This window comes from Mycolicibacterium arcueilense, assembly GCF_058536225.1.
The window spans coordinates 24,222-46,500 of the sequence record NZ_JBZTYL010000006.1; the positions used below are offsets into that span (position 1 = coordinate 24,222).

Genomic DNA, 22,279 nt, shown 5'->3' on the forward strand with positions numbered 1-22,279 from the left:
AGATGGCCAGAACCCAGCAGCAGCGCCGCGAGGAAACCGTCGCACGGCTCCTCGACGCCGCCATCGACACCATCATCGAGGTCGGCTACGCCAAGGCCTCGGCGGCGGTGATCGCCAAGCGGGCCAAGGTTTCCGACGGCGCGCTGTTCCGGCATTTCCCGACGATGAGCGACTTCATGGCGGCCACGGCGCGGGAGGTCGCGCGCCGGCAGGTGGAGTTGGGCAGCAAGTTGGGTGCGGATATCGCCGCCGAGCAGCCGGCGCTGCCGGCGGCGCTGGCGATCCTGCGCGACATCGCGGGCAGTGAAACCAACACCGTGTGGCACGAACTGCTGATGGCGGCGCGCACCGACGAAAAGCTGCGGGGCCCGCTCCAGGCGGTGCTCACCGAGTACATCCACAACATCTACGAAACCGCCAAGCACGGGCCCGGCATGGACCAGATCCCCGAGGATGTTTTCGCCGTGCTGCTGACCATCGTGATCAACACGTTCGACGGCGCCGCCATGGTGCGCCGTGTGCTGCCGATGCCGGAACTCGAGGACGCCCGGATCGCCATGTTGGCGGAGTTTGCCCAGTTGCTAGCTTCCGGTCAGGTCGGCGGCGTCGCTACCGTCCCAGAACGGTGAGAGTCCCGTCCACGCCTGGGTGTCGCTGAAGGACAACAAGATCCGCGTGGCGTCGGTCAATGGATGGTCCTCGCCGACGATGATCGTGCAGTCCTTGACCAGCCGTCGGGCCCGCTGACCGGCCGAACCGAATTCGTGTCCGGCCCACAGACACCATGCGAGGTAGTAGCGCCACAGCAACGTCTGGTGTGCATCGATACCTGCGTCCCGGACGCACCGCGACAACGCCCTTTTCGCCGTCAGAACGCATTCGAGGGAATGAGCTTGCTCGGACTCTTCCTCGTCTGCGGCATCAGTCGCTCTGCTCTCAGCTTCGGCGCCGGGGCAGTGTGGCTCGTTGCTCTGCTCTTGGAACTCAACGCTGTAGGCGATATCGCGGGTCGCCTCCAGCAGGTCTTGCCACTCCATGCGTGCTGCGTCCCGCTTGCCCAGAGCCGATAGGGTCAATGGGTCTGCATCGCCTCGTCCGTGGGCGAGATCCTCGGCGAGGACCTCCCATTCCGAAATGCGATCCATTGTGTTGCCAGCTGCTTCCGGGGTCCACAGGGCTCGGGTATACCGGGCCGTCAACGTGGTGGGATCGTCGTGACCGAGCGCTTTTTCCAGCACCGGGATCAGGTCGTCGAGGTCGTTGAGGGTCTTCGCGGTAACCCCCATCGCCTCACCGTGCCAGCTCACCTGCGCCAGTCGCGCCGCCAGCGTTTCGGGATGGTGCTCACCGAGGAGGCGAGCCCGGTGCTGGTGCACTACCAGCGCCTCCATACTCGCCCCGTAGGGATCGCCGAGATCGCGACGAGCCAACGCCGCTCCGTATGCTGCGGCCAGCGTCAGCGGGTGGCGTGCGCCGAAGGCACGAGTGTCTGCACCGCACAGGTGGACCCATCGCAGCAGCCGATCGGCCGGATCTGTTGCGCTGTCGTCGATTGCGGCCAGGGTGTGCTGCGCCCACAACGTGTCGCGGTGCTCGGCACCGAGGACGCGCTCCATGGTCGGGAGCAGGTCACGCACGGCTTCGACGGCCCCGGCTTCGCCGAGGTCGTATCGCCAGCTGACCACGAGCCACGCCACAGCGAGCGTGTCCGGATGATCGTTGCCCAGGGTGGTACGTCGGGCTTCGTGAACCTCGATGGCATTGCGCAGCGCCCCGCGCAGATCGCCTGCGCTCTGGCGCTCGGCGGCAACAGCCAGCAGCGCGTTCAGCGATGCTGGGTCGTCGGTAGGGCGGGATGGCTCGTCATTCATCTGCTGAGGACGCCGGCACCCGCACGTTCTGCAGGGCCACGGCCCGCGCCAGCCGGGCGTAGCGCAGCTCGAGATCCTTGATGCGCAAATACGTCGACAGCGTGACGAAAACGAACGCGATGATGAGCATGTACTCCATCAGGTCCGTACCGCGGTCCACACCAAGCCAGTTCGCCACCACGGTGGTGTCGTCGGGGCGCAGGATCGCGTAGATGCCGGCTGCCACGAACAACACGAAACCGACCTTCACCCACGCCTTGGACCGCGCGCTGCGCCGTGACCCCAACAGGTACGCCAACAGCACCAGCACCGCGACGATCAGCAGTGCCTGAATCCAGTTCACCGGGACATCCTCCTGCGTAACAGCCCGTCGAAGACGATGTTCACCCCGTTGAGCAGTGGTTGCCCCTTCGACTTCGAGTAGTCGGTGTAGAGGATCTCGACCGGTTCCTCGACTACGCGCCAACGGTTTTCGTAGGCCAGTGAGATGAACTCGCCGGCGTGGCTCATGCCGTTCATCGTGAGGTTGAGTTCGTCGGCGACCAACTTGTTGAACACCCGCAGGCCGTTGTGCGCGTCGGTGAGCCCGAAGGCACGGCTCTGCGGGCTCAGGAATGCCGCCGCGCGCAGGATGATCCGTTTCAACGGCGGGGTGTGCGTCACCGCGTGGGCGTCCGGATTGGCGAACCGGGTGCCCACCACAAGATCGGCGCCGTCGGTGTCGAGCCGGTCGACCATCCGCACCACGTCCTTCACCTGGTGCTGACCGTCGGCATCGAACGTGGCGAACACCCGGGCTCCTGGCCGGCTGCGCGCGTACTCGACACCGGTCTGGATCGCCGCGCCCTGGCCGAGGTTCACCGGATGCGGGACGACGTGCGCGCCGGCCCGCACGGCCAGGTCGGCCGTGCCGTCGCGGCTCCCGTCGTCGACACACACCACGTTAGGGAAAACCGAGCGCACGTCCGAGATGACGTCGCCGATGATGCTCGCCTCATTGAAGGCGGGGATGATGATCCAAATGTCGTGAAAGCGCATGTCGATGGGCACCAAACTACACTGCGGTCCAATGTCGCGGCCGGAGCCGCTCCGCGATCAGCCAGCAGCCCTCCGCGCCAGCGCGCCCAGGTGAACCGCGATGCCCACCAGCGGTCCGCACAGCAGCGCGATGACGGTCCGGGTCTCCAGCCCGACCGGTAGTAGCAGCAGCGCGACGGCCGCGACCGTGGCGATGATCCAGCCCAGCGCGTAGGCCCGGTGCAGGGCGGCCGCGACGGTCGCGGCGCCGGTCAGCGTGAGCATGGCGATGGCGACAGCGGCGGCGGTCAGCCAGGCCAGCAGAGGTCCGCCGGCTCGGTACTCGTCGCCGAATCCCACCCTCAGCAGCCACGGCCCCAGCAGTCCCGCCGCGGCCACACCCACGGCACCCAGCGCGGCCACGGCGGCGGCAGGGGCCAGCAATGCCCGCAGCCGCTTGTCGCGTTGGTCGACGAAGTGTGCGATCAGGTTGCCCTGCATCGCGGTGAGCGGAACCAGCAGCGGTGCGCGCGTCAGCGTCACGGCCAGGATCACCACACCGCCGGCCGCGCCAAGGTCACCCGAGGTGGCCTTGAGCAGCACCGGGAACCCCATCACCAGGATCGCGCTGGCGCCGGCCGCAGCGATCGAGTGGGCGGCCCCGCGCAGGAACGTCGCCGGGCTGCCCGCGGTCAGCAGTCCGGCGGCCATCCGCGCCGCCGGTGCGGCGATCAGCATGATCAGCCAGGCCGCGGCTCCGGCCACGGTGGCCCACAGGAATCCGGCCAGTCCCCAGCCGAGCACGAACGTCGCCGCGGCGACCGCGACCCGGGTGCCGGCGTCGGTGACCATCAGGGCCCCGTACTCGGTCCACCGGTTCACCCCGGCGAGCATGCCGAGCAAGGTCGCGTGCAGGCAGAATCCGGCCAGCCCGACGCTGAGCAGCACCACGCTCAGCGCCCGGGACTCGGCGAATACGTGCGCGCTCCACAGCGGTGAACTGGCCGCGATCACCAGGGCCGCGACGATGCCGACCAGACCGGCGATCCGCATCGGATGGGTGGTGGGGCCCGCCGACGAGCGCTCGCGCGAGGAGCCGACCGGCACGCTGAGATCCCGATGTCGAGACGAGCGGACCTCGCGGGTGGCCTCTTGCAGTAGACCGTTGGCGGCTCCGGTCACCAGACCGAACGCACCCCAGAACACGCTGAAGATCGAGAAACCGGCCGGCTCGAGGTCGCGCGCGGCCAGGTACAGCACGGCGTAGCCGCACAGCGCGCTGATCGCCGTCGCCAGTCCGACGCGGGCGACGCTGCTGCGCGTTATGGGTCCAGTGGCGGGCGCGCCGCCGGCGTCGGTCACAGGTCAGGCAGCTCTTTCGAATACAGCCACGCCTGCCACAGCGGCTGCAGCGGCTCGTCGGTGTAGCCGGCCGCCAGCCCGGTGAAATCGTCGGTGAACGCCGTGCTGTGTCGGTGGCGGGCCGTCCAATCCCTCAGCAGCGCAAAGAAATTGCGGTCGCCGATCAGGGTGCGCAGCGCGTGCAGGGTCAGTGCGCCGCGTTTGTAGACCCGGTCGTCGAACATGTCCTCGGGCCCGGGGTCGGACAGCAGCAGGTCCTGGGGCTTGTCGCGCAGCCGTTCGTAGTAGTGCTCGGCCCACTCCGCGGCGGTGTGCCCGCCGCTGTGTTCGGACCACAGCCACTCGGCGTAGCAGGCGAATCCCTCGTGCAGCCAGATGTCGCGCCAGCGTCGCGCCGTCACCGAGTTGCCGAACCACTGGTGGGCCAGTTCGTGGGCGATCAGCCGTTCGGCGCCGCGGTGCCCGTCGCAGTGGTTGGCCCCGAAGATCGAGATGCCCTGGGCCTCCAGCGGGATCTCGAGATCGTCCTCGGTGACCACCACGGTGTAACCGCTGGCCAGCGGATAGGGGCCGAACATCTTGATGAAGAGCTTCATCATCTGCGGCTGGTCTTGGAAGTCGTGCTCGAAATTGCGGCGCAAGCGGGCGGGCAGCACCGCGTGCATCGGTACCGGTGTCTTGGTCAGCCGGTGGCTTTCGTACTGGCCGATCTGCAGGGTGATCAGGTAGGTCGATGTGGGTTCGGCCTGTTCGTAGGTCCACACGGTGTGCCCGGCGCGGGCTTTTCGGGAGATCAGCTCGCCGTTGGCCAGGGCGTAGTAGGGGCTGTCGGTGCTGATCTGGATCCGGTAACTGGCCTTCGAGCTCGGATGGTCGTCGCACGGGAACCAGGAGGCCGCCCCGTTGGGTTGGCCGGCCACCAGGGCGCCGTTCGACAGTTCCTCGAAACCGACGTCGCCCCAGAAGGATTCGATGGGTCGCGGGGTTCCGTTGTAGCGGATGACGACGGTCATCGCGGCGCCGGCCGGCAGCGGCGTGGGCAGCGTGATCGACAGCTTCCCGCCCGAACATCGGTACTGGACCGGGCGCCGGCCGTTCACCGAAACCCGCGACACCGTAAGGGCATCGGACAGGTCGAGGGTGAAGTTGCGCACCGCGGCCAAGGTCACCGCGGTGATGGTGACGGTCCCGGCCAGCCGGTTGATCGCGACCTTGTATTCCAGATCGAGTTCGTAGCGCGACACCCGGTACCCGAAGTTGCCGTTGCGCGGCAGATACGGGTCGATCACGGGTTGGGGTACCAACTTTTTTGCGGCTTTCTTCGATCGGGTCACGCGGCCGGGTCTTCTGTCTTCTTCGCAGTCTTGTCGGGGTTTTTCTCGGGGGCCTTGTCGCCCGCACGTTTCTTGCCGAACATGTTCCATGGTGCGATCGGGTTGCCCTGCCAGCGCGTCGACGGTGGCACCTCGTCGCCCCGCATCACCAGCGACCCCGGCCCGACGGTGGCGCCGGCGCCCAGGCGGGCCGCGGGCAACGCCACACAGTGCGGTCCCAGCGTCGAACCTTCTTCGAGCACAACGCTGTCCAACCGCATGATGCGATCGTGGAACAGGTGGGTCTGCACCACGCAGCCGCGGTTGACGGTGGACGCCGTGCCCAGCGCCACCAGATCGGCTTCGGGCAGCCAGTAGGTTTCGCACCACACGCCGCGCCCGATCGAGGCGCCCAGGCCGCGCAGCCACAGGTTCATCACCGGGGTGCCGCTGGCGGCCCGGGCGAACCAGGGTGCGGCGACGGTCTCGACGAAGGTGTCCGACACCTCGTTGCGCCAGACGAACGACGACCACAACGGATGCTCGACCGCGCGAATCCGGCCGACCACCAACCACTTTGCGACCACGGCGATGGTCCCGGCCACCAGGCCGGCGGCCAGCAGGACCAGGCCCCCGGTGAGTGCCGCCCACAGGAAACCGAACCGGATCGTCACGGCCTGCATCGCACCCAGAACCGCGATGCCGATCGCGAAGGTGACGATCACCGGGATCAGCCGGCAGGTTTCCACCGCCGAGCGCATGATCTTGAGCCGGGTCGAGGGGTGGAACGTGCGCAGCGCATCGGCGGCGGTGGCGTTGCGGCGCAACCGGACCGGGGGACTGCCCAGCCACGAGGAGCCGGCCTTGGCCTTGTGAGGTGTGGCCGACAGCACGGCCACCAGTCCGTCATTGGGCACCTTGCGACCCGGCTGTGTGATACCTGAATTGCCGAGGAAGGCGCGCTTGCCGATCGTCGCCTTGGCGACGTGGATCCAGCCGCCGCCCAGCTCGTAGGAGGCCACCATGGTGTCGTCGGCGAGGAACGCGCCGTCCTGCACCTCGGTGAACTTCGGGGTGAACAGGGCGGTCGAGATCTCGGTGTCCTTACCGACTTTCGCGCCGAGCAGGCGCAGCCACCACGGCGTGAGCAGGCTGGCGTAGATCGGGAAGAGGTAGTTGCGGGCGGCGTCCATCAGGCGCTCTGTGGTCCACAGTTGCCAGCCCACGCGGCTGCGCACGGGGTGGTAACCCTCGGACAGTCGCACAGAGAGGATGCGCACCCCGATCACGGTCAGCGCGGCGTAGGTCAGCAGTGCCACCACGGCGGCGGCCGGCGTCCAGGCCAGTGCGGGCAGCAGCGCGTCGGCCGGTGAGGCGGTGCCGTGTATGCCCCAGACGATCACCGCGAGGCCGGCGCCCAGGGCCAGCAGCGGCAGGCCGGCCAGCAGCAGCGAGGACACGCCGTACACCGCGACCCACAGCGGGGCGCGTCCCGGCCGGTGATCGGGCCACGGATGACGGGCCTTGCCCGATTTCACCGCGGGTGAGCCCTTCCAGAACTGCCCGTTCTTGACCTTGCCGGTCACCGCCGAGCCGGGCGCGACATCGGCGTTCTTACCGATGCTGGCCCCGGGCAACAGGGTGGTGCGCGCGCCGATCGTGGCGTCGTTGCCGATCGTCACGGGCCCGACGTGGAACAGGTCGCCGTCGATCCAGTGCCCGGTCAGGTCCACCTCGGGTTCGACCGAGGCGCGATGGCCGATCTTGAGCATGCCGGTCACCGGCGGTGCCGAGTGCATGTCGACACCCTTGCCGACGGTGTTGCCCAGGGCGCGGGCGTAGTAGACCATCCACGGTGCCCCGGCCAGGTTCTCGGCGCCGCTGGCATCGGCCAGTCGCTCGGCGATCCAGACCCGTAGATGGACCGGGCCGCCGCGGCGATAGGTGCCGGGCTCAAGCCCGCCGAGGAGCATCCGGGCGAACAGCACCGCGATGCCCATGCGGCCCAGCGGCGAGACGAACAGCAGGAACCCGGCCAGCACCCACCACCAGCTGAGTGGATGGGCCCATGACACGACTCCGGTCACCGCAGCGACGTTGTTCAGCAGTGCCAGCCAGACCACCCACTGCATTCCGGTGAGGGTGGCCAACGGCAGCGACAGTGCGACCTGTGCGGCCTGGGTCAGCAGCGGGGTCGGCTTGACTTCGCGGGACTGGATCTCCGGCGGCGGCTTGAGCTCGTCGAGATAGCCGGCCAGTGAACCGAGCCGCGGGTGGTCGTAGAGGTCGGCGACGGTCACCAACGGGTAGCGCTGGCGTAATGCGGCCACCAACTGTGCGGCGGACAGTGAGCCGCCGCCCAGCGCGATGAAGTCGGCCTCCGGTCCTTCGACCGCCGTACCGAGCACGTCGCGCCACAATCCGGCCAGCCAGCCCATGGTGCCGTCGAGTTCGGGGGAGTCCTGGTCGGCACCGCCGGGTGGTGGCCAGGGCAGTGCGTTGCGGTCCACCTTGCCCGACGTGCGGGTCGGGAGTTCGTCGAGTAGCACCAGGCGGGGCACCAGCGCGGCCGGCAGAGACTCGGACAGCGCCGCCCGGGCCGCGGCCAGGTCGAAATCGGGATCGGTACTGGCGATGTAGCCGACCAACAGCGGGGTGCCGCTGGCGGTCTTGCGGACCGCGGCCGCGCCGCCGCTCACGCCGGGCAGGTGCACCAGCGCGTTGTCGACCTCACCCAGTTCGATGCGGCGGCCGCCGACCTTCACCTGATCGTCGGCGCGGCCCTGGAAGTACAGGCCGTCGTTCTCCAGACGGACCAGGTCGCCACTGCGGTAGGCCCGGTTCCAGCCCAGCGTCGGCATCGGGGCGTACTTTTCGGCGTCCTTGTCGGGATCGAGGTAGCGGGCCAGGCCGACGCCGCCGATCACGAGCTCGCCGACCTCACCGATCGCCACCGGCAAGCTGTCCTTGTCCACCACCGCCAGGTCCCAGCCCGCCAGGGGCAGGCCGATGCTGACCGGGCCCTGGCCGTCGAGCTGCGCGGCGCAGGCCACCACGGTCGCCTCGGTGGGGCCGTAGGTGTTCCACACCTCGCGGCCGTCGACCGCCAGGCGGGCGGCCAGCTCAGGTGGGCAGGCCTCGCCGCCGAAGATCAACAACCGGACGGCTTCCAGCGCCTCGGCCGGCCACAGCGCCGCCAGCGTCGGCACCGTGGACACCACGGTGATGTCGCGGCTGACCAGCCATGGGCCCAGATCCATGCCGCTGCGCACCAATGACCGCGGGGCGGGTACCAGGCAGGCGCCGTGGCGCCAGGCCAGCCACATCTCCTCGCACGACGCGTCGAAGGCGACGGACAGCCCGGCCAGTACCCGGTCGCCGGGGCCAATGGGGTTGTCTTGTAGGAACATTCGTGCTTCGGCATCGACGAATGCCGCGGCGCTGCGATGGGTGACGGCCACCCCTTTCGGGGTGCCGGTCGAGCCCGAGGTGAAGATGATCCAGGCGTCGTCGCGCCCGAGTGGCTCGGCGGCGCGCCAGCCGCGCGACGATCCCGGCCCGCGGACCAGCCCGGCCTCGGTGATCACCCCGACCACATTGGCCTCACCGAACACCAGCTCGGCCCGTTCGTCGGGGTCGTCGGCGTCCACCGGGACGTAGGCGGCGCCGCAGGCCAGCACCGACAGGATCGCCACGTACAGCGCATAGCTGCCCGAGGGCATCCGGATCCCGAGCTTGTCGCCGCGGCCGATACCGCGCGCCGCCAACCAGGCCACGCTGTCGGCGACATCGGCGATCAGCTCGGAGTAGGTGAGTTGTACCGAGCCGTCGTCGAGGGCCGGTGCGTCGGGAAAACGCCTGGCGGTGTCGTTGAGGATGTCGACGAGTGTGCGTGGCTCGGGGGCCAGTGGGGATAGCACGTATTGCGGTGGAATCTCGTGTGCACTGGCGGCAGCTGTCACGAGTACAAACTACTAAGCCGGCGGCGACACGGCTCGCCGGTCGGTGCGGCGTGCCGGTTCGATTTCGATTCGTGGGGTCCGTCAGGCAGACTGGTCGGCGGAGGGGAGTATTCCTTCGCTGCGATGTCGTCATCACGTCGGTCGTCAAATGATCGATCGGTGTCGCGGGCCGGTGCGTGTAACCGGTGGAAGAGACCTCCGGCGTTTTGACGACCGGAGGATTCTTGATGCAGGTAACCCAGCTGGAATGGATCATCACCCTGGCGGTGACGATCGCCGTTCTGCTGTTCGACGTAGTCGTGATCGGGCGACGCCCCCACGAACCCACCACGCGGGAGACCGCGACATACCTGTCGATCTACATCGGTATGGCGGTCGCGTTCGGTGTGTGGGTCTGGTACTTCCACGGCAACCAGTTCGGGCTGGAGTTCTTCGCCGGGTGGCTCACCGAATACAGCCTGTCGGTCGACAACCTGTTCATCTTCTTGATCATCATGGCCAGCTTCAAGGTGCCGAGGATCTACCAGCAGCAGGCACTGCTGGTCGGCATCATCCTGGCGCTGATCTTCCGCGGCATCTTCATCGCGCTCGGCGCAGTCGCGATCAACGAGTTCTCCTGGGTGTTCTACATCTTCGGTGCGTTCCTGGTGTACACCGCGATCAACCTGGTCCGGGACACCAACCACGACGACGACGGCGACAACGGTGTGGTGCGGTTCGCCCGCAAGCACCTGCGCACCACCGACAAGTGGGATGGCTTGAAGCTGTGGGTGCACGAGAACGGGAAGCGGCTGATGACGCCGATGTTCCTGGTCATCGTCGCTCTGGGCACCACCGACCTGCTGTTCGCGCTGGACTCGATCCCGGCGATCTACGGGCTGACCCAGGAGCCCTACCTGGTGTTCACCGCCAACGTGTTCGCCCTGATGGGTCTGCGCCAGCTGTACTTCCTGCTCGGTGACCTGCTCAAGCGGCTCGTCTACCTGTCGCAGGGGTTGGCGTTCATCCTGGCCTTCATCGGCGTGAAGCTGGTGCTGCACGCGCTGCACGAGAACGAGTTGCCGTTCATCAACGGCGGCGAGCCGGTGCACGTCCCGGAGATCCCGACCCTGGCGAGTCTCGGTGTGATCATCGTGACGCTGGCCATCACCACGGTTGCGAGTCTGTACAAGACCCGGGTGCGAGACGCGCGGTAGTCCCTTGGATTCGGCCTGAACGTAACTCTGTGCAGGTGCGATATTTGCACTTAGCGTGGCCGGGGTGCGGATATTCGTGGCGGATGCCGAGGCGTGGACCGAACTGACCGACGGTGGGGCGCCGACGGCGCGAATCTCCGCGCCCGACCTGGCCAAGGCGCGCCGGATCCGGTCCGGCCTCAAGTCCGAGAACGACGATGTCTCGGTGATCCTCGATGTCACCGTCGCGGTGGCCGGTGATTACCGCTCGGCGCGCTGCAGCCTGACCGTGGCCGGTCCCGAGGCACAGGTGCGCTACATCGGGACGGTTGACGGCCTGGCCGGCCTGATCGCAGACATAGAGGCGGCCGAGGTGGCCGACGGGGTCACCCTGATCCCGGCCGGGCCTGATCAGGATCCGCGGGTGTTGGGCGACGACGTGCTGCGCCGGCTGGAGCTGCGCTCACAGGCGCGAGCCTCCTGATCCCGAGCCCGCAATCGTCCGACTGCCGGGGAATTGACGCGTACGTCTAGGTATTCTCAACAACGTCGTCACTAAAGCAGAGGTCAGCGCGACCGGGTGGCCTCAGTGAGTGAAGGACGTGACCCATGCGCGCGGAGCAGACCTATCCCTCAGCCACACTCGCCGGTCCCGCTCCAGGGCGGCGATTGTCTCTGTTGTTGGTCGAAGACGACCGTGGCGACGCTTTGTTGGTCGAAGAGCAGATCGCCGACGTGGCCGGCACCGCCGACATCGACCTGGCTTGGGTGCAGTCCATGTCGGCTGCCGAGCGGTCATTGATCGAGTCCCACCCCGACTGTGTTCTGCTCGACCTGAATCTTCCCGACGCCGACGGCATCGATGCACTGCACCGGTTGGGCAAGCTTGATCCGGCGGTCCCGATCATCGTGCTCACCGGACTGAACGACGAGCACTTCGGTGTCTCGGCGGTCGCTTCGGGCGCGCAGGACTATCTCGTGAAAGGCCGCGTCGACCCGGAGATGCTGCGGCGAGCTGTCATGTACTCCATCGAGCGCAAACGCGCCGAGCTGACCGCGGTGGACCTGCACGCGAGCCGACTGCGGGAACGGGAGAACGCGCGCCTGGAGCGTGGCCTGCTGCCGTCACCACTGCTGTTGGAAGAACCGGGCGTCGAGGTCGTCACGCACTCGCTGCCGAGCCGCCGTGAAGCCTTGCTGGGCGGTGATTTCTACGACATCGTCCAAACACCGGACCGGACGGTGCACGTGATGATGGGCGATGTGGCGGGACATGGACCGGATGAGGCCGCGTTGGGGGTGGCTCTGCGCATCGGTTGGCGTGCACTGACATTCGCGGGCCTACGGGGCAACGAGCGGATGCGTCAACTGGACCGCGTACTCACCACTGAGCGTCCAGGTCCGGGGATCTTTGCAACATTGCTCAGCGTGGCGCTCGATCCCGACAGCGGGGAGTACGACGTGGTGCGTGCCGGCCACCCCGGCCTGCTCGCGCATGGTCCCGACGCCGTGCAGTGGATCGAACCGGAGGCGGGTTCGGCGTTGGGTCTCGGCGCAAGGGAGTGGCCTGTCAACCGACTGGCACTGCCAGAACAGCATGGTCTGCTACTGCTCACCGACGGATTGTTCGAGGGACACGCCGGCCCCGGCGGAGCACGTCTGGGTGAAGAAGGATTGCTCGAACTGGCCAATTCGCTTGCGGCGCTGCCCGGCCGCGACTTCGTCGGCGCACTGGTCGCCGAGGTCGAATCCCGCGCGCGGCCGCACGGCGGTCTCAGCGATGACATCGCGATGATCAGAGTGGAGCGTTCGTCGGTATGAAGCTCACGGTGCAAGGTTGGCAGAACCTGCTGGTGTCGGTGATGTGTGTGATCGTCCTGACCGGTGCGATCGCAGGCATCGCGCTGGTGGCCCGAACCGACGCCGTATCGCGAGAGCTCATCGACAACATTCAGCCCGCCCGGGTGGCGGCGTATCAACTGCAGGCTGCCCTGCGGGACCAGGAGACGGCTGTGCGTGGATACGCGATTGCCGCGGATCCACGATTCCTTGAGCCGTACGGAGATGGGCAGGACGCGGAATCGGCTGCGGCAGCGGATATCCGCGGTTATCTGGCCGGCCACGACGGCCTGCTGGCCGATCTCGAATCGATCGAGACTGCGGCGGCGGCGTGGCGGGCCAACTATGCAGAGCCGCTCATCGCCGGCGTCGAGGTGGGTCGGCCCGCAGTTGTCGACCCCCGCGCCGCAGATGGCGGCAGGACTGCATTCGACGGACTGCGCGAACTCTTCGACGTGCAGAACGCCAACCTCAGTCAGGCCAGGCAGGCCAGCGTCGACGAGCTGGGCCACGTCCGGGCCTGGCGCAACGGCGTGGTGATCGCGATGATCGCGGCGTTCTTCACCATGGCGGTGTTGTTGACGGTGCTGGTGCGCAGTGCGGTCACGCGACCACTTGCGGCGCTGGCAGCCTCGTGCCGCCGGATCACCGAGGGCAACTTCGCGCAACGCATCGTCCCGCAGGGCCCCAAGGACATTCGGGCGATCGCCGCAGATGTCGAGGACATGCGACAGCGGGTCGTCGAAGAACTCGACGCGTCGCAATCCGCCAAGGACGCCCTCGATCAGCAGGCAGAGGAACTGCGCCGGTCCAATGCCGAACTGGAGCAGTTCGCGTACGTGGCATCGCATGATCTCCAGGAGCCGTTGCGCAAGGTCGCTTCGTTCTGTCAGCTGCTGGAGAAGCGCTACGGCGACAAACTGGACGAGCGGGGGACCGAGTACATCGGCTTCGCCGTCGACGGAGCCAAGCGCATGCAGGTACTGATCAACGATCTGCTGACGTTCTCGCGGGTGGGCCGGCTCAACGCCACCCATGCCGAGGTGAGCCTCGACGACGCACTCGACAGCGCGCTGAAGAACCTGGCCACCTCCGTCGGGGAGTCTGGTGCCGAGATCGAGCGGCCGGACGAGCCGTTGCCGCAGATAGACGGTGATCCCACACTCATGACCATGCTGTGGCAGAACCTGATCGGCAACGCGGTGAAGTTCCGTCGCGAGGGGGTTGTGCCCCGGATCGTCATCGACTGCCGGCCGGGTACCGGTGAACTGGCCGAGAACTGGGTATTCAGCGTTTCGGACAACGGGATCGGCATCGGCGAGGAGTTCGTGGACAAGGTGTTCGTCATATTTCAACGCCTGCACGGACGCGACGCCTTCAGCGGCACCGGCATCGGGCTCGCGTTGTGCAAGAAGATCGTCGAGCACCACGGCGGATCCATCTGGATCGACACGTCGTACTCGCCCGGGACCCGGTTCATGTTCACCCTACCCGTCACGCCCACGACCGTGCCCGACGTCGTGCCGGAAGCCCAGTTGGAAGGAAGTCCCAAGTGACCTCATCGGTCAACCGAGCCATTGACATCCTGTTGGTCGAAGACGATCCCGGTGACGAGCTCATCACTCGGGAAGCCTTCGAGCACAACAAGATCAAGAACAACCTGCACGTTGCCCGCGACGGCGAGGAAGGCCTGGACTTCTTGTATCGGCGCGGCGCCTTCGAAGGTGCGCCGCGCCCGGATCTGATCCTTCTCGATCTGAACCTGCCGAAATACGACGGACGGCAGTTGCTGGAGAAGATCAAGTCGGACGTCGAGCTGTGCCACATCCCGATCGTGGTGCTGACCACCTCGTCAGCCGAGGAGGACATCCTGCGCAGCTACAAGCTGCACGCCAACGCCTACGTCACCAAGCCTGTCGACCTGGACCAGTTCATGAGTGCGGTCCGTCAGATCGACGAGTTCTTCGTTCAGGTGGTGCGGTTGCCGCAGTTCTGACCGATCTGATCCCACTGCAGGCGAACTTCGGTGCCTGCGTGGTTCGAGTCGATGACCGCGCGGTCGGTGAGCGCGCGCATCAGCGGGATTCCCCGTCCGCGGGCCGGGTTCTTGTGATCGGTTTCGCCGATCCGCCACACGCCGTCGTCGCTGACGGTGACGGTGAGCACCGCCGCATCCTCGTCGTAGTCGGCGCTCACGTGCATCAACCCGGGCACCGGGGCATCGACGTAGGCGAACTCCGCGGCGTTGGCCAACGCCTCGTTGACGGCCAGCACCACATCGCTGGCTCTGGTGGGGTCGAGGGTGAGATGCGTGCTCAGCCAACTGGAGAACTCACGGCGTATCTGCGCCGCATCTTCCGGTGCGGCTCTGACATGCTTCGTGAACTGAGCTGACTGGCCTGCGTCTGTCATGTCGACCTGCTGGCTACCCCCGTGTGGCCGGTGTTATGCCTTTACTGCGGGCAGTGCTTCGTCGAGCGTCGCGAACAGATCGACGACCTCGGCGATCCCGACCAGCTTGAGCGGCCGGCTGGTGGCAGGCCCATCGGCAACCACGGCGAACCGGGTCGCGTCACCCAACTGTTCTCGTGCGGCCACCAGTACGCCCATGCCGGCCGAGGCCAAGAATTCCACGGCGCTCAGATCAACGACGACGGCCGAAGGTGAGCTCTTGGCGGCAGAGTTGATCGCTTCCTCGAGCTTGGGTGCGGTGAGCATGTCGACCGTTCCGGCCACTGCCACCACACTGACCTCACCGACGCGGCGCTCTTCCACCGAGCACGCTGCCGGGTCCGGTTGGCTGGTCATCCGGTTACCTCCGACGTATCTGTGGCATCCATGGCGACGACATCCAAGGAGGCGTCGACAAATACTAGCGGTGTCGTTGGGCCCCTCAAGCCAGGGCCTCGTAGAACAGGGTGAGATAGCGCGCGGTACGCGGCGATCCTTCGACGCCCGCACCCATCCTGTTCATCACATAGGCGAACGTGGCGCGGTGATCAGGATTGCAGGTCTCCCACGAACCGCCCCAGCCGCCCCAGAAGCAGATCTTGCCGTCCGGGACATAGGGCACGGTCTGCGTCTGCGGCAGGCCGAAGCCGAGGCCCCAGCGCAGCGGGTGGCCGAGCAGCACCAGGTCAGGGCTGTCAATGTGAGGCTCGAAGATCGATTCGACGGTCTCAGGGCGCAGCATCTTGACGCCGTTCACCGTGCCGCCCAATGAGACTGTCGAGAGAATCCTGGCCAACGACCGCGCATTGCCGTGACCGTTGACGGCACCGATGTCGGCGGCGCGCCACTCGGCAGTGTTGGCGATCGCCGGTGACGGCGCGCCCATCAGAGTTTTGATCGCGGTTTCGGACAGTTGGTCCAACGGCAGGTCCATCGGTTCGTCGGACGGGATGATCTCGGCGATGCGGTGGGCGTCCTCGGGGCGCGCACCGATCTGGAAGTCGGCGGCCAGTGGGCTCGCGATCTCGTCGCGGACGAACTCTTTGAGCGACTTACCGGTGACCCGGCGCAGCACCTCACCGATGAGGTGGCCATGCGTCAGCGCGTGGTAACCCGATGCGGTGCCAGGCTCCCACCACGGCGCCTGGGCGGCCAATGCCGCCGTCGATTTCTCCCAGTCGTAGATGTCCTCGATAGCGAACGGCTGTTCCCATCCTGACAGTCCCGAGCTGTGAGTCAACAGGTGGCGAAACTCGATGTCCTGCTTACCGTTTGCCGCGAACTCCGGCCAGTGATCGGCTACCCGTGCGTCGGCGGCGATCAGGTCGCGGTCGATGAGCATGAGCCCGGCCAGTGCCGTCACCGTCTTGGTGGATGACCAGACGTTGACGATGGTGTCCTCGGTCCAGGGCTTGGTCCGCGCGGCGTCGGCGGATCCGCCCCACATGTCGACGACGAGTTCACCGTCGATGTCGACCGCGATCGCGGCACCGGTTTCCTCCCCGCTGGCGAGCGCTTCGGACAGCGCGTCGCGGATCGAAGAGAAGCGGGCATCGCAGTGGCCATGTACGAGGTCGTCCATCGCGACATCATCGCCGGGCCATCCCCGCCACGGGTGCGTTTCACCGAACGGGAGTGACGAGCTCGCCCGACTGCAGGAACTTGTCCAGATTGGCCAGGACCAGTGCCTCCATGGCCGCCCGGGTTTCGACCGTGCCACTGCCGACATGGGGCAGCAGCACCACGTTGTCCAGTTTCGTCAACGCGTCGGGGACGTTCGGCTCGTCGGCGAACACGTCCAGGCCCGCGCCGGCCAGCCGGCCATGGGTCAGTGCCTCGACGAGGGCGTCCTGATCGACGACGGAGCCGCGGGCGATGTTGATCAGATAGCCGTCTGCTCCGAGCGCGTCGAGCACCTCTCGATTCACGAGGTGACGGGTGCCGGAGCCGCCGGCCGTGGCGACCACGAGCACCCTGACCCGGCGGGCCAGCTCGACCAGAGAATCGACGTAGGCGTACGGGCTGTCGGAGATCTGCCTGCGGTTGTGATAGCTGATCGCACAGCCGAATGCGCTGAGCCGGGTGGCGATGGCGCCACCGATCCGGCCCAGTCCCAGGATGCCGACCGAGGACCCTGAAACATGCTGTGTCAGTGGATAATTGCCTTCCGCTGACCAGCGGCCCGCCCGCAGGTAACGGTCGGCGGCCGAGAACTGCCGCATGGTGTCGATGAGCAGGCCCACCGCGGTGTCTGCCACGCAGTCGTCGAGCACGTCAGGGGTGTTGCTCACGCCGATACCCCGGGCCGTGGCGGCGTCCACGTCGATGTTGTCGTAGCCGACCCCGAAGTTCACCACGGCCTTCAGGTTCGGCAGTGCCGCCATCAGGTCCGGGTCCACCCGGGTGACGCCGGAGACGACGATCGCGGTGACCTCGGCCGCGTGTTCGGCCAGAAATGCCTCTCGTTGGTCACTATTGGGCAGGGCGTACGCCCGGTAGTCGGTGCGGAGAGTTTCCGCGAGTGAGGGCTTCAGTGGGCCGATCTGCAGGACGTGGTTCGCAGAAGGGGGCATGGCTGTCCTCGTTCGGTGCAGGTCTGGCAGTGAAATCGGCTCTGCTGCACCACGCTACGTCAGAGGTCGGGGTGAGGCCCGTTACCAGTTGTAGTAGCCGCCCTCAGGGCCGAGCATGCGTTCCAGTCGGGCCCGGTTGATGCGAGCCAACTCGTTGCGGACCACCTTGCGTTCGGTGTCGCGGTCATTGTGCAGTCGGTCGAGGATCCCGGCCATGGCCCGGTGCGCACAGCAGTCTTCGACGAACATCACGAAGCCAAACCCGAACCGCTCGGCGTAGTGCCGGACCTCGGAGTTGAGCTGTGCCATCACCTCGGGATCGTCGTCCCACACCGAGCACTGTTCGCACACCGACTTCAGGCTGCGGGGGCGCCGCCCGATGTGCGGATAGGCCTGCAGTACCCGGTCGATGGAATCCTCGCCGAGACTGAACAGCAGGGCATCGGCCTGCCGGAACAGCGCGGCATGGTCGGCGAACGGACGCCCGCCGGCCAGATCGGTCGCGAGCACCACGCTGTAGCAGCACTCGTACACGGCGTGCACCGCACGGCGCGTCGGCAATGCGTTGTACGCCTCAAGCCCCAGGCCCTGATGCATCAACACCTGGTCAAGCATGAAAGGCGCAGAGCACAGGGGCGTTACCCCGTGTTACAAGGAGGCTAACTCTCGGGAGATCAGGAGATCAGTGACCTTCGGTCTTGAACCGCTCGACCGAACGCTGCAACTCGGCCTCGGCCTCTTCGCGGCCCACCCAGTCGGCGGTCTTGACGAACTTGCCCGGCTCCAGGTCCTTGTAGTGCACGAAGAAGTGCTTGATCGCGTCGAGTTCGAACTGCGGCACGTCGCCGAGGTCCTGGATGTGGTCCCAGCGCGGGTCTCCGGCGGGCACGCACAGCAACTTGTCGTCGCCGCCGGCCTCGTCGGTCATCTTGAACATCGCGACCGGGCGGGCCTCGACGGTGCAGCCGGGGAACACCGACTCGGGCAGCAGCACCAGCGCATCCAGCGGATCGCCGTCCTCGCCGAGGGTGTCTTCGAAGAACCCGTAGTCGGCGGGGTAGCCGAATGCGGTGTAGAGGTAGCGGTCGAGCTTGACCCGGCCGGTTTCGTGGTCAACCTCGTACTTGTTGCGCGAACCCTTCGGGATCTCGATGACGACGTCGAACTTCACCGTCGTGGCTCCTTCGCATCTGCGGTCAGTCTTGGGTCGTCGGGCGACGACGCGGGTCAACCCTAATCGAGCGATAGTCTGGCCTAAACGGGTGGCTCGTCCCCACCACCGGCAGAGCAGGAGAAATATGCGGCCCACTCGGTGGCGGCAGTCCACCCATGTGGCGGTTGGCGTCGTGGTCTTGATGCTGGTCGCCGGTGTCGTCGCGCTTGCTGCCGTGCTCACCGGGCACCGTTCCAGTGATGCCGCGGCGGCCACACCTGCGCCTCCGCCTGCGACTGCGAGCCCGGGGATCGTCCCGGTGGACATGTCGGCGCCGAGCCCGACCGTGAGCGGTCTGGCCGCCGCGCTGGCCCCGGCTCTGGCCAACCCTGATCTCGGTCTGGTGACCGGCCGGATCACCGACGCCGAGACCGGCGCCGAATTGTGGGAGCAGAATTCCGGGGTGCCGATGCAGCCGGCGTCGGTCAACAAGGTGCTGACCACAGCCGCGGCGCTGCTCACGCTGGACCGTAACGCCCGGCTGGCCACCACGGTCCTGGCCGTCGACTCGCAGCCCGGCCTGGTGGTGCTCAAGGGCGGCGGGGACACCACGCTCTCGGCGGCGCCGGACGACACCGATACCTGGTACAAGGGTGCGGCCCGCATCAGCGACCTCGCCGAGCAGGTGCGCGGCAGCGGGATCACGGTCACCGCGGTGCGGGTGGACACCAGCGACTACAGCGGCCCGACCATGGCACCGGGATGGGATCCCGCCGACATCGAGGGCGGTGACATCGCACCGATGGAGCCGGTGATGCTCGACGGCGGGCGAATCCAGCCGACGACGGTGGAATCCAGGCGGTCGACCACACCGGCGCTCGACGCCGGGCGGGCCCTGGCCACCGCTCTGCGGGTGGACCCCGCGACGGTGACGGTGTTGCCCGCGGAGGTCTCGGGTGGCAGGCAGATCGCCGCGGTGCAGTCCGCGCCCCTGATCGAGCGCCTGCGCCAGATGATGAACGAGTCCGACAACGTGATGGCCGAGTCGATCGCCCGTGAGGTCGCCGCCCAACTGCACCGGCCGCAGAGTTTCGACGGCGGTGTCGACGCGGTGACGAGCCAACTCGAAGGCGTCGGCATCGACATGTCGGCCGCCAAGCTGGTCGATTCCAGCGGCCTGTCGACCGATGACCGGCTGACCGCCCGGATCCTCGACGAGGTGGTCAACCTCGCGGCAGGAAATACCGAACCGGCCATGCGGCCGCTGGTGGATCTGCTGCCCATCGCCGGGGGCAGCGGCACGCTGTCCAACCGTTACCTCGACACCGATGCCGGGCGTGATGCCGCGGGCTGGCTGCGGGCCAAGACCGGATCGCTGACCGGGACCAACGCGCTGGCCGGCATCGTCACCGACGACAACGGCCGGGTGCTGACCTTCGCGCTGATCTCCAACAACGCTGGGCCGACCGGACGCACCGCGATCGACGAGCTGGCCGCGGTGCTGCGGTCGTGCGGATGTGGCACGTGAGCGACCGGGTCCCCGTGACCGCGGGCCGCGCGGTCGACTGGGACTTCGCCGCGACGGTCGGGGCGAAGCTGGCCCGGCCGGCCCCGGCATCCACGGACTACACCCGCAATCAGGTGATCGAGCAGCTCTCGGAGAGTTCGAAGGCCGCCGAGCTGCCGGTGCGCGAGGTGACGGGTCTGATCGAGGGTGCGGAGGTGCCCGAGGCCCGGGTGGTGGACCGTCCCGAGTGGATCCGGGCGGCCACCCGTTCCATGCGGGTGATGACCACCGGGATCCAGCCGGGCGACGAAACTGACGACCACAAGCCGGGATTCATCACCGGACGGGTGACCGGGGCACAGACCGGCGCCGTGCTGGCGTTCATCTCGACGGGCATTCTCGGCCAGTACGATCCGTTCGGCCCCGATGGTGGCGAGCTGCTGCTGGTGTATCCCAACGTCATCGCGGTGGAACGCCAATTGCGGGTACCCCCAGCCGATTTCCGGTTGTGGGTGTGCCTGCACGAAGTCACCCACCGGGTGCAGTTCCGGGCCAATCCCTGGCTGGCCGACCACATGTCGCAGGCCCTGGCGGTGCTGACCCAGGATGCCGGCGAGGACGTCACCGAGATGGTGGGACGGCTCGCGGAGTTCGTCCGGAACCAGCGCAATGGTCAAGCGCCGGACCCGAATTCGACCGGTGTGCTGGGACTCATGCGTGCCGTGCAGGCCGAGCCTCAGCGCCGGGCACTGGATCAGTTGCTGGTGCTGGGCACGCTGCTGGAGGGGCACGCCGATCACGTGATGGATGCCGTCGGCCCGGCGGTGGTGCCCACGGTCTCGACCATTCGGCGTCGCTTCGATGAACGCAGGCAACGCAAACAGCCCCCGCTGCAGCGTCTCGTGCGCGCGCTTTTGGGCTTCGACGCCAAGATCAGCCAGTACACGCGGGGTAAGGCGTTCGTCGACCATGTGGTCACGACGGTCGGGATGGCGCGGTTCAACACCATCTGGTCGAGCCCCGACGCCCTGCCGCTGCCCGACGAGATCGACGAACCGCAGCGATGGATCGATCGGGTGCTGTAGCCGCACTGCGGCGGGCGGTGTCAGCCGCCGGCGAGCTGATCGACGGCGCGAGCTGGTGTGTGGCCCTGTCCGGAGGCTCGGATTCCCTGGCGCTGACCGCGGTTGCCGCAGAGTTGCGGCCCACCACTGCGCTGATCGTCGACCACCGGTTGCAGGCCCGATCGGATGTTGTCGCCGACACCGCCCGCCAGCAGGCGCTGAAACTGGGCTGTGTTGGGGCGCAGGTGCTTTCGGTCGACGTCGGCCGCGTCGGCGGCCCGGAGGCAGCTGCCCGTCAGGCGCGCTATGCGGCCCTGGAGGTGGCGCGCGACCACGCACCGGTGCTGCTCGGACACACCCTCGACGACCAGGCCGAGACGGTGCTGCTCGGGCTCGGCCGCGGATCGGGACCGCGCTCGATCGCCGGCATGCGTCCGCACGACCCGCCGTGGCACCGGCCACTGCTGGGGGTGCGGCGGGAACTGACCCGTGCGGCATGCGACGAACTCGGCCTCACCCCGTGGCAGGACCCGCACAATGCCGACCGGCGGTTCACCCGGGTGCGGTTGCGGCACGAGGTGCTGCCGCTGCTGGAGGACGTGCTCGGCGGCGGGGTGGCCGAGGCCCTGGCCCGCACCGCCACGGCGCTGCGGGAGGACACCGAGACGCTCGACGCCCTGGCCGGTGACGCGCTGGCGGCGGCGCGCACGGAGGCCGGCGGTCTGGACACGGCCCGGTTGTCGGCGTTGCCCGACGCGCTCCGGCGCCGGGTGATCCGGGCCTGGTTGCTGGCCGGTGACGCGTGTGATCTGACCGACACCCAGATCCGCGCGGTGGACCGACTGGTGACGGCCTGGCGTGGGCAGGGCGGGGTGGCCGTCGGTTCCGGGCTGCGCAAACAGCGGTTGTTCGCGGCGCGGCGGGCCGGCGTGCTGGTGATGCACACCGAACCCGTCTAGCGATCCGCGTTGGAATGCGGCCCCTTCACGTGG

The 22,279-nt window shown here is 67.5% G+C and carries 21 protein-coding genes; 9 read left to right on the forward strand and 12 right to left on the reverse strand.

Annotated elements, in window-relative coordinates; all coding sequences use genetic code 11:
* Positions 1-2 precede the first annotated feature (2 nt).
* Positions 3-629 (forward strand): TetR/AcrR family transcriptional regulator, encoded by a 627-nt coding sequence (locus AC4LGL_RS03155; RefSeq protein WP_491837593.1) that lies wholly within the window; start codon positions 3-5, stop codon positions 627-629.
* Here the strand turns inward: AC4LGL_RS03155 and AC4LGL_RS03160 are convergent.
* Genes AC4LGL_RS03160 through AC4LGL_RS03185 form a run of 6 tightly spaced genes read right to left on the reverse strand, consistent with a single transcriptional unit; the run spans position 582 to position 9,525 of the window.
* The gene (locus AC4LGL_RS03160) at positions 582-1,871 is read right to left on the reverse strand and encodes a tetratricopeptide repeat-containing protein (RefSeq protein WP_491837594.1); all 1,290 of its coding nucleotides are present in this window, start codon (positions 1,869-1,871) and stop codon (positions 582-584) included. The genes AC4LGL_RS03155 and AC4LGL_RS03160 overlap by 48 nt on opposite strands.
* A complete protein-coding gene (locus tag AC4LGL_RS03165; protein ID WP_491837595.1) occupies positions 1,864-2,214 on the reverse strand; it encodes a DUF2304 domain-containing protein in 351 nt (116 codons plus the stop codon). The genes AC4LGL_RS03160 and AC4LGL_RS03165 overlap by 8 nt, the downstream gene beginning before the upstream one ends.
* Positions 2,211-2,909, reverse strand: coding sequence for a polyprenyl-phospho-N-acetylgalactosaminyl synthase PpgS (gene ppgS / locus AC4LGL_RS03170; protein WP_491837741.1), 699 nt, complete (start codon positions 2,907-2,909; stop codon positions 2,211-2,213). The genes AC4LGL_RS03165 and ppgS overlap by 4 nt, the downstream gene beginning before the upstream one ends.
* Before the next feature lie 57 nt (positions 2,910-2,966).
* On the reverse strand, positions 2,967-4,250 hold the full coding sequence (locus tag AC4LGL_RS03175) for an MATE family efflux transporter (RefSeq protein WP_491837596.1): 1,284 nt from the start codon (positions 4,248-4,250) through the stop codon (positions 2,967-2,969).
* The gene (locus AC4LGL_RS03180; protein WP_491837597.1) at positions 4,247-5,584 is read right to left on the reverse strand and encodes a M1 family metallopeptidase; all 1,338 of its coding nucleotides are present in this window, start codon (positions 5,582-5,584) and stop codon (positions 4,247-4,249) included. Before AC4LGL_RS03180 ends, AC4LGL_RS03175 begins: the two co-directional genes overlap by 4 nt.
* On the reverse strand, positions 5,581-9,525 hold the full coding sequence (locus tag AC4LGL_RS03185) for a Pls/PosA family non-ribosomal peptide synthetase (protein ID WP_491837598.1): 3,945 nt from the start codon (positions 9,523-9,525) through the stop codon (positions 5,581-5,583). The genes AC4LGL_RS03180 and AC4LGL_RS03185 overlap by 4 nt, the downstream gene beginning before the upstream one ends.
* 227 nt (positions 9,526-9,752) lie before the next feature.
* On the opposite strand from AC4LGL_RS03185, the gene AC4LGL_RS03190 reads away from it, so the two are divergent.
* From AC4LGL_RS03190 to AC4LGL_RS03210, 5 genes are all read left to right on the forward strand, one after another.
* On the forward strand, positions 9,753-10,721 hold the full coding sequence (locus AC4LGL_RS03190; protein WP_135360391.1) for a TerC family protein: 969 nt from the start codon (positions 9,753-9,755) through the stop codon (positions 10,719-10,721).
* 55 nt (positions 10,722-10,776) lie between these two features.
* Positions 10,777-11,184 carry a hypothetical protein gene (locus tag AC4LGL_RS03195; RefSeq protein WP_491837599.1) on the forward strand — a complete coding sequence of 136 codons (408 nt, stop codon included), beginning with the start codon at positions 10,777-10,779 and terminating at the stop codon, positions 11,182-11,184.
* Positions 11,185-11,309: 125 nt separating this feature from the next.
* Positions 11,310-12,521 (forward strand): PP2C family protein-serine/threonine phosphatase, encoded by a 1,212-nt coding sequence (locus AC4LGL_RS03200; protein WP_491837600.1) that lies wholly within the window; start codon positions 11,310-11,312, stop codon positions 12,519-12,521.
* Complete coding sequence (locus tag AC4LGL_RS03205) at positions 12,518-14,095, forward strand: sensor histidine kinase (protein ID WP_491837601.1); 1,578 nt, start codon at positions 12,518-12,520, stop codon at positions 14,093-14,095. The genes AC4LGL_RS03200 and AC4LGL_RS03205 overlap by 4 nt, the downstream gene beginning before the upstream one ends.
* A complete protein-coding gene (locus tag AC4LGL_RS03210; protein ID WP_036442566.1) occupies positions 14,092-14,535 on the forward strand; it encodes a response regulator in 444 nt (147 codons plus the stop codon). Before AC4LGL_RS03205 ends, AC4LGL_RS03210 begins: the two co-directional genes overlap by 4 nt.
* Here AC4LGL_RS03210 and AC4LGL_RS03215 read toward each other — a convergent pair.
* The 6 genes from AC4LGL_RS03215 to AC4LGL_RS03240 form a co-directional block, all read right to left on the reverse strand.
* On the reverse strand, positions 14,508-14,951 hold the full coding sequence (locus AC4LGL_RS03215; protein WP_491837602.1) for an ATP-binding protein: 444 nt from the start codon (positions 14,949-14,951) through the stop codon (positions 14,508-14,510). The two genes, AC4LGL_RS03210 and AC4LGL_RS03215, sit on opposite strands and share 28 nt — an antisense overlap.
* 33 nt (positions 14,952-14,984) lie before the next feature.
* Positions 14,985-15,347 carry an STAS domain-containing protein gene (locus AC4LGL_RS03220; protein WP_491837603.1) on the reverse strand — a complete coding sequence of 121 codons (363 nt, stop codon included), beginning with the start codon at positions 15,345-15,347 and terminating at the stop codon, positions 14,985-14,987.
* 85 nt (positions 15,348-15,432) lie between these two features.
* The gene (locus AC4LGL_RS03225; protein WP_491837604.1) at positions 15,433-16,572 is read right to left on the reverse strand and encodes a serine hydrolase domain-containing protein; all 1,140 of its coding nucleotides are present in this window, start codon (positions 16,570-16,572) and stop codon (positions 15,433-15,435) included.
* Between the two features lie 40 nt (positions 16,573-16,612).
* Positions 16,613-17,563, reverse strand: a complete 951-nt coding sequence (locus AC4LGL_RS03230) for a 2-hydroxyacid dehydrogenase (protein ID WP_491837605.1) — start codon at positions 17,561-17,563, stop codon at positions 16,613-16,615.
* A gap of 81 nt (positions 17,564-17,644) precedes the next feature.
* Complete coding sequence (locus tag AC4LGL_RS03235; RefSeq protein ID WP_491837742.1) at positions 17,645-18,160, reverse strand: 2-oxo-4-hydroxy-4-carboxy-5-ureidoimidazoline decarboxylase; 516 nt, start codon at positions 18,158-18,160, stop codon at positions 17,645-17,647.
* Between the two features lie 85 nt (positions 18,161-18,245).
* Complete coding sequence (locus AC4LGL_RS03240) at positions 18,246-18,734, reverse strand: inorganic diphosphatase (protein WP_064883966.1); 489 nt, start codon at positions 18,732-18,734, stop codon at positions 18,246-18,248.
* Positions 18,735-18,861: 127 nt separating this feature from the next.
* On the opposite strand from AC4LGL_RS03240, the gene dacB reads away from it, so the two are divergent.
* From dacB to tilS, 3 genes are read left to right on the forward strand one after another with little or no spacing between them, the layout of a single operon-like run.
* Positions 18,862-20,244: a D-alanyl-D-alanine carboxypeptidase/D-alanyl-D-alanine endopeptidase gene (gene dacB / locus AC4LGL_RS03245; protein ID WP_491837606.1), complete on the forward strand. Its 1,383-nt coding sequence runs from the start codon at positions 18,862-18,864 to the stop codon at positions 20,242-20,244.
* A complete protein-coding gene (locus AC4LGL_RS03250) occupies positions 20,232-21,308 on the forward strand; it encodes an Rv3626c family coenzyme F420 biosynthesis-associated protein (protein WP_491837607.1) in 1,077 nt (358 codons plus the stop codon). Before dacB ends, AC4LGL_RS03250 begins: the two co-directional genes overlap by 13 nt.
* Positions 21,287-22,246, forward strand: coding sequence for a tRNA lysidine(34) synthetase TilS (tilS, locus tag AC4LGL_RS03255; RefSeq protein ID WP_491837608.1), 960 nt, complete (start codon positions 21,287-21,289; stop codon positions 22,244-22,246). The genes AC4LGL_RS03250 and tilS overlap by 22 nt, the downstream gene beginning before the upstream one ends.
* Positions 22,247-22,279: the final 33 nt, after the last annotated feature.

Bases quoted from the DNA above. Each gene is read 5' to 3' on its own strand.
- AC4LGL_RS03235 (WP_491837742.1), bottom strand. From the start codon at position 18,160: ATGCATCAGGGCCTGGGGCTTGAGGCGTACAACGCATTGCCGACGCGC.
- AC4LGL_RS03190 (WP_135360391.1), top strand. From the start codon at position 9,753: ATGCAGGTAACCCAGCTGGAATGGATCATCACCCTGGCGGTGACGATC.
- AC4LGL_RS03215 (WP_491837602.1), bottom strand. From the start codon at position 14,951: ATGACAGACGCAGGCCAGTCAGCTCAGTTCACGAAGCATGTCAGAGCC.
- dacB (WP_491837606.1), top strand. From the start codon at position 18,862: ATGCGGCCCACTCGGTGGCGGCAGTCCACCCATGTGGCGGTTGGCGTC.
- AC4LGL_RS03220 (WP_491837603.1), bottom strand. From the start codon at position 15,347: ATGACCAGCCAACCGGACCCGGCAGCGTGCTCGGTGGAAGAGCGCCGC.
- AC4LGL_RS03230 (WP_491837605.1), bottom strand. From the start codon at position 17,563: ATGCCCCCTTCTGCGAACCACGTCCTGCAGATCGGCCCACTGAAGCCC.
- AC4LGL_RS03225 (WP_491837604.1), bottom strand. From the start codon at position 16,572: ATGGACGACCTCGTACATGGCCACTGCGATGCCCGCTTCTCTTCGATC.
- AC4LGL_RS03160 (WP_491837594.1), bottom strand. From the start codon at position 1,871: ATGAATGACGAGCCATCCCGCCCTACCGACGACCCAGCATCGCTGAAC.
- tilS (WP_491837608.1), top strand. From the start codon at position 21,287: ATGGATCGATCGGGTGCTGTAGCCGCACTGCGGCGGGCGGTGTCAGCC.
- AC4LGL_RS03200 (WP_491837600.1), top strand. From the start codon at position 11,310: ATGCGCGCGGAGCAGACCTATCCCTCAGCCACACTCGCCGGTCCCGCT.
- ppgS (WP_491837741.1), bottom strand. From the start codon at position 2,909: ATGCGCTTTCACGACATTTGGATCATCATCCCCGCCTTCAATGAGGCG.
- AC4LGL_RS03250 (WP_491837607.1), top strand. From the start codon at position 20,232: ATGTGGCACGTGAGCGACCGGGTCCCCGTGACCGCGGGCCGCGCGGTC.
- AC4LGL_RS03155 (WP_491837593.1), top strand. From the start codon at position 3: ATGGCCAGAACCCAGCAGCAGCGCCGCGAGGAAACCGTCGCACGGCTC.
- AC4LGL_RS03205 (WP_491837601.1), top strand. From the start codon at position 12,518: ATGAAGCTCACGGTGCAAGGTTGGCAGAACCTGCTGGTGTCGGTGATG.